General features: G+C 59.7%; 12 protein-coding genes and 1 tRNA gene. 8 read left to right on the top strand and 5 right to left on the bottom strand.

The window, feature by feature from the left end; genetic code table 11:
• Positions 1-550 precede the first annotated feature (550 nt).
• The 8 genes from ACSLE4_RS09750 (at position 551) to ACSLE4_RS09715 (ending at position 9,453) form a co-directional block, all read left to right on the top strand.
• Positions 551-625, top strand: a tRNA-Thr gene (locus ACSLE4_RS09750).
• 971 nt (positions 626-1,596) lie between these two features.
• Positions 1,597-2,328: an N-formylglutamate amidohydrolase gene (locus tag ACSLE4_RS09745; protein ID WP_435904262.1), complete on the top strand. Its 732-nt coding sequence runs from the start codon at positions 1,597-1,599 to the stop codon at positions 2,326-2,328.
• A 117-nt stretch (positions 2,329-2,445) separates the two neighbouring features.
• Entirely contained in the window at positions 2,446-2,934 is a 489-nt protein-coding gene (locus tag ACSLE4_RS09740) for a TRAP transporter small permease subunit (RefSeq protein ID WP_435904261.1), read from the top strand.
• The gene (locus tag ACSLE4_RS09735) at positions 2,931-4,253 is read left to right on the top strand and encodes a TRAP transporter large permease (RefSeq protein WP_435904260.1); all 1,323 of its coding nucleotides are present in this window, start codon (positions 2,931-2,933) and stop codon (positions 4,251-4,253) included. Before ACSLE4_RS09740 ends, ACSLE4_RS09735 begins: the two co-directional genes overlap by 4 nt.
• A 52-nt stretch (positions 4,254-4,305) precedes the next feature.
• Positions 4,306-5,376 (top strand): TRAP transporter substrate-binding protein, encoded by a 1,071-nt coding sequence (locus ACSLE4_RS09730; protein WP_435904259.1) that lies wholly within the window; start codon positions 4,306-4,308, stop codon positions 5,374-5,376.
• A 98-nt stretch (positions 5,377-5,474) separates the two neighbouring features.
• The gene (locus tag ACSLE4_RS09725) at positions 5,475-6,842 is read left to right on the top strand and encodes a glutamine synthetase family protein (RefSeq protein ID WP_435904258.1); all 1,368 of its coding nucleotides are present in this window, start codon (positions 5,475-5,477) and stop codon (positions 6,840-6,842) included.
• 16 nt (positions 6,843-6,858) lie between these two features.
• Positions 6,859-8,241: an aldehyde dehydrogenase family protein gene (locus ACSLE4_RS09720; protein ID WP_435904257.1), complete on the top strand. Its 1,383-nt coding sequence runs from the start codon at positions 6,859-6,861 to the stop codon at positions 8,239-8,241.
• Between the two features lie 27 nt (positions 8,242-8,268).
• On the top strand, positions 8,269-9,453 hold the full coding sequence (locus ACSLE4_RS09715; protein ID WP_435904256.1) for an iron-containing alcohol dehydrogenase: 1,185 nt from the start codon (positions 8,269-8,271) through the stop codon (positions 9,451-9,453).
• A 433-nt stretch (positions 9,454-9,886) separates the two neighbouring features.
• Here the strand turns inward: ACSLE4_RS09715 and ACSLE4_RS09710 are convergent, their stop codons facing one another.
• The 5 genes from ACSLE4_RS09710 to ACSLE4_RS09690 all read right to left on the bottom strand — a co-directional run bounded on the left by ACSLE4_RS09710 (position 9,887) and on the right by ACSLE4_RS09690 (position 14,250).
• The gene (locus tag ACSLE4_RS09710) at positions 9,887-10,513 is read right to left on the bottom strand and encodes a hypothetical protein (protein WP_435904255.1); all 627 of its coding nucleotides are present in this window, start codon (positions 10,511-10,513) and stop codon (positions 9,887-9,889) included.
• Between the two features lie 259 nt (positions 10,514-10,772).
• Positions 10,773-11,549, bottom strand: coding sequence for an SAM-dependent methyltransferase (locus tag ACSLE4_RS09705; RefSeq protein WP_435904254.1), 777 nt, complete (start codon positions 11,547-11,549; stop codon positions 10,773-10,775).
• Positions 11,550-11,655: 106 nt separating this feature from the next.
• A complete protein-coding gene (gene grrM / locus ACSLE4_RS09700) occupies positions 11,656-12,822 on the bottom strand; it encodes a cyclophane-forming radical SAM/SPASM peptide maturase GrrM/OscB (protein ID WP_435904263.1) in 1,167 nt (388 codons plus the stop codon).
• Positions 12,823-12,845: 23 nt separating this feature from the next.
• Entirely contained in the window at positions 12,846-13,151 is a 306-nt protein-coding gene (locus ACSLE4_RS09695; RefSeq protein WP_435904253.1) for a hypothetical protein, read from the bottom strand.
• 385 nt (positions 13,152-13,536) lie between these two features.
• Positions 13,537-14,250 (bottom strand): transposase, encoded by a 714-nt coding sequence (locus ACSLE4_RS09690; protein ID WP_435904252.1) that lies wholly within the window; start codon positions 14,248-14,250, stop codon positions 13,537-13,539.
• Positions 14,251-14,311: the final 61 nt, after the last annotated feature.

The following is a 14,311-nucleotide window of genomic DNA, read 5'->3' as shown; positions in this document are numbered from 1 at the left end:
CTTGGTGAGCAGGCTGGCGATCATCAGGGGCAGCGCAGCGTTCTTGGCACCGCTGATGGGAATGGTGCCCTTCAACGGCGCGCCGCCGATAATGCGGATACGGTCCATGACGACGTGCTCCCTCGCGCGGGCCTTTGGCGGGCCTGGCGCCACAAATCCCCGTTCTTGCCGCCCCTGGCGATCGCGGCAAGCGGCCAGTCTACTCTTGTCGCCTCAGCCCTGTCCCCCCTCTTTCGGGGGCGTCCCTTCCGGGGGCGTCGCGGGGCCTTCACGGCCGCGGGCCTTCGCCTTCCGTTTCAATAGGTTGGCCCGAAGGGCCTGCTCCAGCCGGGCTTGGCGGCCGCCCGCCTTTTCCGTTTTGCCGGGTTTCCCCTCGCGCTCGCGCTCATCGGCCATTGTCTCCGCCTTTTATATCACGGGCTGGCCGGCGGTAAGACCTTGGCGCAATCCTTGCGCGGCCAAGCCCCGTATGGCAGTTTGCGCGCCGCACGGCCTAGGGCACCCAATATATCGGGGCTTGCCGCCCGTGCCGGCCCACCGGTCAAAACACGCCGCCGTAGCTCAGTGGTAGAGCGCGTCATTGGTAATGACGAGGTCCTCAGTTCAATCCTGAGCGGCGGCACCAGTTTTCCCTCATTTCGTGTCTTTCGCTGCCCGGCTTTTTTGCGTGACCGTGTCGAGACCGTCCAGCGAGTGGGGTAATAGCGGGGGAGAGACCGGATGCAATGCACCCTGGTGCCGTGTTGCCGCCGTCCCAGCTGTTCGTGCTGTCGAGGACTCTGCGGGGCGACGATCAACCCTGAGGCCATGGGCTGGTCGAGGTCGTTTATTTCGCCTGCTTTGTGGAACAGCTCGAAGCCGTCACAAAGGGAATGACGGTGCTAAGGCCGTCATGCCGACGCCGAGCGGGTTATGAAGGTCCGTGGTGCCGTGGTGAAGCGCGACGTCTGACTAGCGCTAGCAACACCACCGCGCCGATGGGTCGTTTCTTGCCTGGGAGACCACTCCATCCAAAGGGTTCCAGGTCATCCTCATTACTAGCCAGAAATAGGGGCGGGTCGCAGGACCCGCCCCACTCAGCTACTCGATTTTCGTTATGTCGGACTTCTTCGCCTCGTCAGGCTTGCCCTTCTTGTGGGCGACTTTAGTGTATGCATCTCCCGACTTTGTGATCCGGGTGACCCACAGCATCAAGAGCGGACAAGTGACTCTCACGGAGGGCGAGCCCGGGTGCCACCCAAGAGCCGAGGCTGAGTTTAGTTCGGCTTATCTAAGAATAGGTTTTCCCTCACGTTTCGGTTCTCTCCGGCTCGGTTGTTCTGGACGCCGGTCGAGCCCTCTTCGGACGTCGCCGGCTGGTCTTGGGAGGTCAGGCCGGCCCGTTGAGACCAGCGTCGCACTATTGTCGTCGGTGAGATTGCACCACAGGCTGCCGGACGAAGAGTTCATTAGCTCGCTCTTCCAGGCTTCCTAGGTGGTTCGTAGCTTCGAAGATGATGGGCATTTGCCCCAATTGCCGCTAACGTTAGCAAGCTGACCCACTCCTCGTGGGTTCGGAGGGGCAATGTGAGGGGTCCAGAACAAAGACAGGTCGTGGTGGAAAATCCGGATGCCGCCGGACAGTTTGTGGTCGTTTGCGATCACGCCTCCAATCGTATCCCTGACGATTATAAGAGGTTCGGATTCGACCCCGAAGCGCTGAAGACGCACATTGCGTGGGACCGGGGTGCGCTTGGCGTAGCGCGGCATCTCATGAGATCCTTGGATGCCCCGCTGATCTGGCCCGATGTTTCCCGTCTGGTGATCGACTGCAATCGGCCGCCGGACTCGGCCACGCTGATTGTCACCGAAAGCGAGGGCCGACCCGTACCAGCCAATCATGGCCTGAGCGACGACGAGCGCTGCCGACGGCTCGCCTACATTCATGCGGCCTACCATGACGCCATCGATGCGTGTCTCAATGAGCGCGCCGATCAAGAGATCACCATCGTGGCAATCCACTCATTCACACCGATCTATCTCGGAAAATCGCGTCCCTGGCAGATTGGCATCGTGTTCGCCGACGATCGGCGCGTTGCCGATCGCCTTCTCCAGGGCCTCAAAGGCGACTCAAATCTCACCGTCGGCGCAAACGAGCCCTACTCGCCAGCCGACGAGGTCTATTATACCGTCGCCCGCCACGCGCGCCCGCGAGGGCTGCCAGCCGCGATGATCGAAATTCGCAATGACGAAATTGGCGACGAAGCAGGGGAGCAGCGCTGGGCGGATCGGCTCACATCCCTTTTTGCAAAGGCGCCAGCTTCCGTTCGGTTTGAATCCTGCATGTGACAATTGCTATCAAGGACGACACCCACACGCGTCGCCGCATCGTGAGCCATGCCTAATTGGATCAAGCTCTATGTCCAATACGTAGACGCGGCAAACCGCGTTGTCGGACGTGGGGCTATGTGGCTCGTTATAGTGATGATGGGCGTCTTGCTCTACGCCTCGATCGCGCGCGGCGCCTTCGGCACCTCGCACATCTGGATCATCGAGACGTCGCAAATGATCTTGGCTGCCTATTATTTACTCGGCGGCGGCTACTCCCTTCAGCTCGACTCTCATGTCCGCATGGACCTGCTTTACAGCCGCTGGTCGCCGCGAACACAAGCGCGCGTCGATACGGTGACGTCTCTTCTGGTGATCTTCTATCTCATCATTCTGCTGATCGGCGGCATCTCGAGCACGCAATACGCCATCGAATATAACCAGAAGAACTATTCTTCATGGTCGCCGGTGCTTTGGCCGATCAAGGTCGTGATGTGCACTGGCATCGTCTTGATGCTGCTTCAGATGATCGCTGTGTTCTTCAGGGACCTAGCCAAGGCGCGGGGAAAGCCCCTCGCTGAGGATCTTCCCGCAAGGAAGCGACTCGTGGGTGAGGGATTGGAATGAGTCACGAGGCCATCGCCCTCCTCATGTTCGCGTCAATGATGCTGTTGCTCCTTACGGGGCAGCGGTTCTTCGGCGTGATCGGCTTCGTGGCGGCGACCTTCGCCCTCATGCTGTGGGGGACCGGCGGCGAGGAGATGCCGTTCAACGCCTCCTTCGTGCTGTTCAATTGGTACCCGATGCTGACGCTGCCCCTGTTCATCTACATGGGCTACATGCTGTCGGAGTCGGGCATCGCCGACGATCTCTACAAGATGTTCCATGTGTGGTTCGGTCCGGTCCCCGGCGGGCTCGCCATCGGCACAATCCTGCTGATGGTGGTGATCGCGGCGATGAACGGACTGAGCGTGGCGGGCATGGCGATCGGCGCGAGCATCGCGCTACCCGAGTTGCTACGGCGGGGCTACGACAAGGTAATGGTCACCGGGGTGATCCAGGCGGGCAGCTCGCTCGGCATCCTCATCCCCCCGAGCGTCGTGCTGGTACTTTACGGCCTGATCGCCCGCCAGCCCATGGGCCAGCTTTGGCTGGCGGGAGTATTCCCCGGTCTGCTGCTCGCCTCGCTGTTTATCGCCTACGTCGCCATCCGCTGCTATCTGCAGCCGCACCTCGGGCCGGTGCTGCCACCCGAGGAGCGCAAGGTGAGTTGGGGCGAAAAAATCAAGCTGCTCGGCGCGGGCGTCATCCCCTTCCTCATCTTCTTCTCGATGACGGGCCTCTTCCTCATGGGAAAGACGAGCCTGGTGGAAAGTTCTGCCGTCGGCGCCGCCGGTGCGACGCTGGCCGCCATCTTCAGACGCAAGCTAACGTTGAAGGTCTTGGAGAACACCGTCCGCAAGACTCTCGGCATCAGCTGCATGTTTCTGTGGATCATCCTCGCGGCGCTCTGCTTCGGCGCCGTGTTCGACGGCCTCGGCGCAGTGCACGGCCTGCGCTATCTGTTCCTCGATAAATGGAGCCTCGATCCGTGGACCGTCCTCATCATGATGCAGCTCTCCTACCTCATCATGGGGACGTTCCTCGACGATACCGCGATGCTGGTGATCGTGGCGCCGCTCTACGTGCCGATCGTGATTGCGCTCGGTTTCGATCCGATTTGGTACGGCGTGCTCTACACCATCACCTGCCAGATCGCGTACATGACGCCGCCTTTCGGCTATAACTTGTTTTTGATGCGCGCAATGGCGCCGCCGGAAATAACGCTGGCCGATATTTACAAATCAATCGTGCCCTTCGTTCTGGTGATGATCATCGGCTTGGCAATCGTCATGATGTTTCCGCAAGTCGCGCTGTGGTTGCCCAACCAATACTACGCGAAATAAGGCTCTGGAGATGCGGTCCTAGTTTGAGGTGGTGTGAGAAGGAGTGACTGCGATGACGATACGGAAGAAAATAACTAAGCGTGAGTTCATAAAGAATGCAGGCCTGACAACCGCGGCCGCTGCGACTGCGACCGTGGCCTCGCCTTATGTGATAAGAGCGCAAGGCGCGCCAATCAAATGGCGCATGCAGACCTATGCCGGCACGGCGCTCGGAGAGCACGTGATCAAGCCGTCTATCGAAGCCTTCAACAAGGCGGCGAACGGCGAGATGGTCATCGAGCTCTACTACGCAGATCAGCTCGTGCCGCAAGGCGAGTTGTTCCGCTCGGTGCAGACGGGAACGATCGATGCGGCGCAGAGCGACGACGACTCGGCGGCGGCTCCGGTCGACGTCAAGATCTTCGCGGCCTACTTCCCCTTCGCCTCGCGCTACTCCTTGGATGTCCCAGCCTTGTGGGAATGGTGGGGGCTGAGGAAGATCTGGGAGGAGGCATACGGAGAAGTAAAGGGCGTCACTTGGCTCAGCACCGGCGCCTGGGATCCTTGCAACTTCGGCACGACCAAGCCGATCAAGTCGGTCGCCGACCTCAAGGGCTTGCGCGTGTATATGTTCCCGACGGGCGGCCAGTTCATGCAGCAATTCGGTGTGGTGCCGGTCGCGCTTCCCTACGAGGATGTCGAGGTCGCCATTCAGACCGGGGAGCTTGACGGTGTGTGCTGGTGCGGCATCACCGAAATGTACACCGTGGGTTGGGCGGACGTCCTGAAGTACTATCTGACCAACAATATCTCGGGGGCTTGGGCGGGTTCGTACTTTGTGAACACCGACAGGTGGAACGCGTTGCCGCCCCACCTCCAGGAGCTGTTTAAACTGTCGATCGACAATTCGCACTACTACCGCGCGCACTGGTATTGGTGGGGCGAGGCGCATTACCGAACCACGGGTGGTAAGCTGGAGTTGACCTCGATCCCGGACGCCGAGTGGCAGACGGTCGCGGATGCCGCGGTCGAGTTCTGGGACGAGGCCGCAAAGATCAGCCCGCGCTGCGCCAAAGTTGTGGAGATCCTCAGAAAGTACAACGAGACGATGGCAAAGGCAGGTCCTCCCTACCGTTGCGCCTGAGCCTCGTCAGGAAACCCCAAGACCCGCGTGGGCATAGCGCCCGCGCGGGTTCCTTACTATCTTCTGCTACTTTCCACTGCAGCTGAGAAGATCCCGGCATGGCTGGCACATTGACGTTACAGGATCTGCGTAAGGCTTGCGATCAGGGTGAGATTGATACTGTCGTAGTCTGCTTTCCCGATATGCAGGGCAGGCTCGTAGGCAAGCGTTTTCATGCCGAGTTTTTCCTCAACGGCGCTTATGAGGAAACCCACGGCTGCGACTACCTGCTTGCCAACGACATCGATATGGAGCCCGTGCCGGGATACGCGGTCGCTAATTGGGAGAGAGGATACGGCGACTTCATCATGAAGCCGGACCTCACCACACTCCGACGCATCCCCTGGCTACCGGCCACCGCCCTCGTCCTCTGCGACGTGCTCGACCACCACCACGAGCCGCTCGCTCACAGTCCGCGCGCCATGCTGCGCAAACAGCTTGCCCGGCTCGCCGACAAGGATATGTCGGCCCGCATGGCGTCGGAACTTGAGTTTTATTTGTTCGACGAGACTTACGAGACGGCGCAGGACAAAGGCTGGGGCCACCTCAAAACCACCGGCAGCTATATCCAGGACTACCACGTCTTCCAGACCACCAAGGAAGAAGAGGTGATGCGGGCTATCCGCAACGGTTTGCAGGGCGCGGGCATTCCGGTCGAGAATTCGAAGGGTGAGTGGGGACCTGGGCAGGAAGAGATCAACGTTTGCTACGCCGATCCCCTGGCGACGGCCGATTGGCACGTCGTTCTAAAAAATGGGTGCAAGGAAATCGCCCATGGGCTCGGCAAGTCGGTGACCTTCATGGCCAAATGGCGCTACGACCTTGCCGGTTCATCGAGCCATGTCCACGCTTCGCTGTGGGATGCAGCCGGCAAGAGCCCCCTGTTCCTCGACCCCAAGGGTGAGCACGGCATGTCGGAGCTCATGCGCCAATTCGTGGCAGGGCAACTCGCCCACGCGCGCGAGATCACCTGGTTCCTCGCGCCCTATATCAATTCCTATAAGCGCTTTCAGGCGGGTACATTCGCGCCGACCAAGACAATCTGGTCATTGGACAATCGCACGGCCGGTTTCCGCCTGTGCGGCGCCGGGACCAAGAGCATCCGCATTGAGTGCCGCATCGGCGGCGCCGATCTCAATCCCTATCTTGCCTTCGCCGCGCTGCTCGCCGCTGGCCTAGCCGGTATCGAGCAGAAGTTGGCGCTCGAGGCAGCTTATGCGGGTGACGCCTACCAGAGCGAAGTATTGCCGGAGGTACCGAAGACCTTGCGAGAAGCGACGGAGCTGATGCGGCACTCGGCTATGTTGCGTGCCGCTTTTGGCGACGACGTGATAGATCACTATGTACACAACGCGGAGTGGGAACAGTTCGAATACGACCGGCGCATTACCGATTGGGAGCTTAGGCGCGGGTTCGAACGGTCGTAAGTTCAGAGGCACGAAAATGTCAGAGAGTCTTAAGGTCATCTCTCCCATCGATGGTTCGGTCTATGCCGAGCGGCCAATTGCGAGCGGCTCGGCAATCGATGCCGCACTATCGGCGGCCCGCGCGGCCCTGCCCCAATGGAAGGCGACGCCCGTCGCCGAGCGCGGCCGTTACATGCTCGCCTTCCTCGACGCCTTGTTGGCGATGAATGACGACATGACCGTCGAGCTTGCCTGGCAGATGGGTCGGCCGGTGCGCTATGGCGGCGAGAAGGGCGGCATCGAAGAGCGCACGCGCGCCGTAGTGGCATTGGCAGAGGAGGCGCTTAAGCCCTACTACCCGCCGGAGAAGGATGGCTTTCGTCGGTATATCACCCGGGAGCCGCTCGGCATCGTTCTCGCGCTCGCACCGTGGAATTATCCCTATCTCACCTCCATCAACGCGATTGTCCCGGCCCTGCTCGCGGGCAACGCGGTCATCCTCAAACATGCCGCCCAAACCCTGCTTGTCGGGGAGCGGTTCGCCGAGGCATTTAAGCGCGCAGGGTTACCCAAGGGGCTGTTCCACAATCTCGTCATGTCCCATGAGCAGACCGAGAAGCTCATTGGTTCAGGTCGCGTTGACCACATCAACTTCACCGGCTCTGTCGCCGGAGGCCGCACCGTCGAACGCGCGGCTGGGGGAACTTTTGCGTCGCTCGGCCTTGAGCTGGGCGGCAAGGATCCCGCCTATGTTCGCGCCGACGCCAAGCTCGATCATGCCATCGAGAATTTGGTGGATGGATCCTTCTACAATTCTGGTCAGTCCTGTTGCGGAGTTGAGCGCATTTATGTAGACGCCCGGATCTATGACGACTTCGTCGAGGGCTTTGCCGACCTCACCCGAAAATATGTGGTGGGCAATCCACTTGAGCAGGCGACCACGCTTGGACCGATGGTGCGAGGCGCCGCGGCCGACGCTGTCCGCAGCCAAATCGAGGAGGCGAAGCGAAAGGGCGCCACCGCGCTGATCAACATGAAGGTGGACGGCGACCGATCTGGCTCACCCTATCTCGCGCCGGAAGTACTGATCGGTGTCAACCACCAAATGGAGGTGATGCGGGAGGAGAGTTTTGGGCCCGTCGTCGGTATCATGAAGGTGCGCGACGAAGAGGAGGCCGTGACGCTGATGAACGACAGTCCTTACGGGCTCACGGCCTCGATCTGGACGCGTGACATGGACCGCGCCGCTGAGCTCGGCAATCAGATCGAGACCGGTACGGTGTTTATGAACCGCTGCGACTATCTCGATCCGTATCTCGCCTGGACCGGCGTCAAAGACACAGGTCGCGGCGTCTCGTTGTCGAAATACGGATTTGAAGCACTGACCCAGCCGAAGAGTTTCCATCTTCGCGAGGTCTGACCGACCTCTCATCTCGGACACACAACCATGAACGCACCCACCGCCAATTGGAGCTACCCTACTTCCATCCGCTTCGGTCCGGGCCGTATCAGCGAGCTCGCCGATGCTTGCCGGACGGCAGGGATAGACCGCCCCCTGCTCGTCACCGACGCCGGTCTCGCCGCGCTTCCAATCACGAAAAGGGCGCTAGACCTTTTGGAAGTGGCGGGGCTCCCCGCCGCCATGTTCTCGAACGTGCAGCCCAATCCGGTGGATTCCAACGTCGAGGCTGGCATCGCTGCCTTTCGCGCCGGGAACCATGACGGCGTCGTGGCATTCGGCGGCGGCTCAGGTCTCGACACCGGCAAGGTCATCGCTTTCATGGCCGGGCAGACGAGGCCCCTCTGGGACTTCGAGGATATCGGCGATTGGTGGACGCGCGCCGACGCCGAGAAAATAGCGCCGATCGTTGCCGTGCCGACCACGGCCGGCACGGGTTCGGAAGTAGGCCGCGCCGGCGTCATCACCCAAGAGGCCACCCATACCAAGAAGGTCATCTTTCACCCAAAGATGATGCCGAAAATCGTGATCTGCGATCCGGAACTGACCGTGGGCATGCCGCCTGCCATCACGATGGGCACGGGAATGGACGCCCTGGCTCACTGCCTCGAAGCATACTGCGCACCGAGCTATCACCCCATGGCCGAAGGTATCGCCGTCGAGGGGATGCGGCTCGTGTTCGAGAATCTGACAAAGGCGGTGGCGAACGGAAATGATCTTGAAGCACGCGCCCATATGATGAGCGCAGCCGCGATGGGTGCCACCGCTTTTCAGAAGGGGCTTGGCGCGATCCACGCGCTGTCGCATCCGGTCGGAGCGCTTTACAATACTCATCACGGCACGACTAACGGCGTCTTCATGCCTTACGTGCTTGTGTTCAATCGACCGGCGATCAAGGGGAAGATCGACCGTCTTGCCGGGTTCCTGGGTATTGTTGGGGGCTTTGATGGCTTCCTTCAGGCGGTGCTCGACCTACGCAAGCAGACTGGCGTGCCGAATGACCTTAGCGGTCTTAACATCGACGGCAGCCAAGCGGAGACCATCGCCGAAATGGCCGTAGTCGACCCGACCGCGGGCGGTAATCCAATTCCGTTGACCAGAGATGGGAGCATGACGCTCTTCGAGGCCGCACTTTCAGGCGCCTTAGATTCGCTGGGTCGCGTTCGCCATTAAAAGGCAGGCTTTCCTCAACGCGCTCTCGCCTGCAGTATTGAGGAGGGAGCTATGGGCTCTTGCAAGCAGCTATTCACGCCTGAGGGTTCGAAGAACCTAGACCTCGCACTTGAGGATGCACTGGCTACAGCTCGAGAGCTCGGCTTGCCCGTGCAGCGGGCTGGAAGGTGTGCTTCGACGAAGGTTGTTCGTTGTTGCCACCACGGGCATTACGGACCCGGAGGCATTGCGGGACGAAGCCCTGAAGGAAATGAATAGGATCGCCACCTAAGGAAGGGACGGCAGGCCGGAACCTTCCGAGCCGCTCCTGGTTGACTGCCGCGGCTTAGACTTCGCCGTCAGCGCGCGCCGTACTGCAGGCAAAGTGACAAGGCGTCCTGGCTCATAGCGACCTCGCAGACCGCTTCGAGCCGTGCCGTCATTGGTGTTGCATCTACATGAAGGCGAAGCGTCCGCGAATCGATAGATAGCGGTTGGTCTCCAGCACCCCTGCACTGGATCCATCGTGTAAGATATTCTCAGTAGGGGCTACGTAGGCTTCACCGGGTCGAAGGCGCAGCCGCACTACCGGATACTCCGGGAAAGCCAACATGAACGCCGCGCCAATGGCGCCCACATCCGGTGCGACGTGCAAATTTGCACGTTCAAGCATCGCGGCCATTCCTGAGGCTGTCTGATTGAGAAAAATGAAATGCCGATCAACCGGACCTAGATTGATTGAAATGCGATTGGAGCTCTGATCCAGCTCATCGACAGATAATCTGTCCCAGCGGTCGATATGCAGTCCGATTCGCGCATCCTGATCGACGGCTTTCGTCATCGTAATGCAACCCGGCTGATCGTGCCCAATCCTGGCAGAAAGCACATGCTTGGCGATAAGACCGACATTCCCGATGCTATCGAGCAACAGTTCGATCAATGGATGTTTCAGGGTATCGGCATCATCGGTGCGATCAAAGATATCACTGCGCTCCGCGAAGAGCCTCACCAATTGAGGGCCCAGGAGCCGGACGACACCGACGCCACGATGCGCTTGCGGCGCAGTGGTGGACCACAGCACGAAGCTCTCCTCTTGCGTCGCAAGGCGCCATTCGGGAACCGGAACTCGCGCACCGGACACATAGGGCGGAGTACCCGAGACTATTGGTTCAGCTGGGCACGTCCCGCGGCTTAAATGGATGCGATCTTCGACCTCAAGCACGGAACGCTGGGGCGAATACAGGACGACGGGAGAGAGCAACGCGCTGCTCGACAACAGGGTTAGAAGAGCTGCGTCCATGTTTGTCCCCGCGACTACTCCGGCATGCGCGCGCTTCGCGCTAAGCTGGCGGTACGAACAAGGTCGATCCAGCGACCCGTTCGTAAGGCACCGATGCGAGGTCGTGAAGCGGTGTCCACGTTACCAAATCGCGTTCGCCCAACTTGGACGCGGAACGAATAAATGCGCAACGATGTTCGGGGGCATGGAACTCGCGAAGGTAGTCGCGCAAGGGCGACAAGTCCGGGCCGGCACTATCACCAGCGATGATGGCGACATTTACGTCAAACACAGCCGGCTGCAGCAACATTAAGGCGACCGATCGGACGATGGGTATCTTTCGCCTAACGAGGCCAGTTGCCTCGTGAATCAGCATGCCATGTGCGGGATCGTAGCCAAGCTCCGCCAACATCGTATCGATGGAGGAAATGGCGGGTATTACGCGCACGTTCCATCCTCTGACCTTTCCTTCAGTCAGCAGCGATGCCGATACACTGTCGAATATGACCGGATGCCCTGGCGTCAGCCATGCGATTGGGGTATCTATTTCCGTCAGTTCGACGACTGCCTGAAAGACATCCAAATAATTCTCGGTCCGGATTCGGCCGTCCTGATAGAGCGACCACAAGCTCACGCACTTGGCCCGCAGGTCTTCCGGCAATCCATCCAAAACTGTTTCCGGGAGATTTGTGCCGATGCGTTTGCACAGCGTCAGAATTTCGACGGTTTCAATCGTCAGTTGGTCCGGGAAGATTATCCCGGCGCCGACCAAATATACGTCGACGTTCGGTTGCTGGGACTGGGTCGCGCGATCACTAGTGACGCTGTCGTGTGTCAAGTCGCTCTCCACTTCCTTTTGTGCCGCTCACCGAGAGTGCGTCGGCATTGCCCCCATCCCGACGCTCATGGAATGCAACTTGGGACACGACCTCGATGGGACGGCGCTAGCCAATACCGATTTCGTGCTCAAGTTCGTCAATCACAATGTCGGCGAACGCTTGAACGTGTAGGCGACAGTACTGCGTTTCCGCTCCGGCGAAGGTGCGCAATTCCCCCAGCTTATTACTAGGGTTACCTCCGCCGCAGACCGAAAAATAAGCGCAAGTGTCTCGACATTGCTCAATGCCTGCCAAGATGTCGCTGTAGGCGTGCTGGAAGCCTGGATTGGAAACAACTGCCTGCCAATCATCCGTGTGGACATTGCCCCAATGGAATTTTCCATACCGATCGTCCTCGACGCCGAGCAACTCTGGCGAGAACGTCGTTACATTGCCGACGACGTCAATGTTGATAATTGCGCCGGGCCTGTTATCGGCACGCATCACGTCGCTTCCGGGTGGGGCCGTCAGGTGCCCGCGCATGCCATCGAATTCCCGCAACCGCATGCCCGGATTTGCGGAGCGAAGCCTGGCGACTCGCTGAAGAAACGCACGGAACGATTGATCGGCATCGTTTCCCGAAAGAGATGATGACCCATTCGTACCCTCAGCCTCCTCCACGTTGAAGGCGACCTGCGTGGCGCCCAAAGTCTCGAAAAAGTGCCAGAACTCGTCAGGGGCCTGTAGTGCATCCCTCGTGAGAACACCAATGACCGTAAAGGGAATCTCATGTTCTCGGAGTTTTGCAACGCCGCGCATGACACGGTCGTACGTGCCGCGATTGGACCGGTCGACGCGATAGGCATCATGGATCTTTTTTGGACCGTCAATGCTGACGCCGATGCGAACCGCCCATCGCTTGAACAGTTCGCACCAGTCGTCGTTTATGAGCATGCCATTCGTCTGAAAATGGTGGGTGAACAGCGTCGGCGCGGCTTTCGACTGCAAAGCCGCAAACGCAGTTTCATAAAATTCTGTTGGTGCAGTCAGGGGCTCGCCGGCGTGCCAAACTACGGACAACTGCGGCTCGCGAAGGGGCATGCCACGCAAAAAACGAGCTATCGCCTTTACGGTGGCGACATCCATTCGGGATTTATCTGAGCGGTGACTTAGGTAGCAGTAGGAGCAGTCGATATTGCAAAACGGTGTGGGTTGAACAACCAGAAGTCCCAGCGGCGCCAACTCGACGTTCACTGGAGCATGCGTCGCCGCTGTGCCGCATGTAACGGACATATTCAACCCGCGCACGCGCGTGATCAGCTGTTGCTGAAATCGTTGAAATTGCTGAAATCGTTGAAATTGCTGAAATCGTTGAAGTTGGAGAATTGATTGAAGTTCTGGAACGGTAGCGCCTGATTGAAATTGTCGAATGCGATCTCGGTATCGCTTTGCGCCGCCGACCCTGGCTTGCCTGTCTGCGCGAGGCTTCGAGCCTTGGTAAATGTCACTCTAATGACGTTGATGCGGTCTCTCGTGTCAGCATCATTTGATTTATCGGGCTCGATGAAAGCCGGTTCAGGAGGCGGGGGTGGAAGATCGACCATTGTCTTGGCCTCGCGCATGAGTGCACGCCGGGATAGGGTCGTCTAAGCGAGGGCTTTTGCGGGGACCCCGCTGCCTGACCCATCCGACCCAACTTAGGATGGTCACAACACCCCTCTGGTGGCAACGGCTTTCTTCTCCCCCTAAACGAGCAATCCGGCGCCAAGGCGAGCATGCCGTTTGTGGCCAAAGGCTCGCGAGACCCCTAGACCGAAGCCCGGGTGTTGACGTCTCCCTGAGAATGTCATTTTCGGGTCGATGCTGTCGATAAAGTCGGCGGCGTAACCGGCTGGTCCTCCTCGCTGCTGCGAGGCTGAGGGGTTCTTTGCCTTTCATCAGCACCCGGTTGGGTGGTGGCGGGTCTACCGATGTACGGGATGCCACTGCCACTGGCTCTCACGCAGCTTACGCGACCGCGGGGTCTGGCGGCGGCCACACGAGACGCAGCGCCATTGTCTTGAGGTTCTGGACGATGGCCGCGAGGTGGAACTCGTCGCGTGCGCCGGAGAGGCCGCGTAGCCGCAACCGCTCGAAGCCGTGGTGGGTCTTGAAATGTGCAAAGCGCATCTCGACGCGCTTCCTCTCGTCACGTGACCTGGCGAACGCCTTGGTCTTCATCTTCCGGCGAGCCACATCGCGGGCATCCTCGTGGAGATCGCGAGGGATCTTGCGGGCCGCATCCCTGGTGCAGCACCTCGACCTCAGAGGACAGACATCGCAGTCTCGCTTCGAGGCGCGATAGAGCAGCGTGCGCCCATCATGTACCGTGCCGCTGGTGCGGAGCGGCTTCCCGTTGGGACAGATGTAGTGGCCATGCCGCTTGTCCCAGATAAAGTCCGCCCGCGAGAAGATGCCGTCCCCTCGATCGCTCTTCTCCCAGACCGGGATGTGCGGTGTGATCCTCTTCTCTTTGACGAGCCAGCCGAGGAACTTCCCCGTCCCATAGGCGGTGTCGGCGGCAAGCCGCTTAGGCTTAAGGTCGAAGCACCGCTCGGTCCGGTCGATCATGGTCTTCGTCGCCGCCACCTCGTCGTAGGTCCTGGCCGGCGTGGCCTCGACATCGACGATGACGGCGTTCTCGATGTCGATCAGATAGTTGAGCCCATAGCCGAACTGCACCCGCTACTAGGTGCTCTGACCCCAGCCTGATGTGTCACTTATCCTGTCTCTTATACACATC

This window comes from Methyloceanibacter sp. (assembly GCF_051306395.1).
In the GTDB taxonomy this organism is placed as follows: Bacteria; Pseudomonadota; Alphaproteobacteria; order Rhizobiales; family Methyloligellaceae; genus Methyloceanibacter.
The sequence above is the reverse complement of the archived record's forward strand: the minus strand, read 5'-3'. Positions and strand labels throughout refer to the sequence as shown.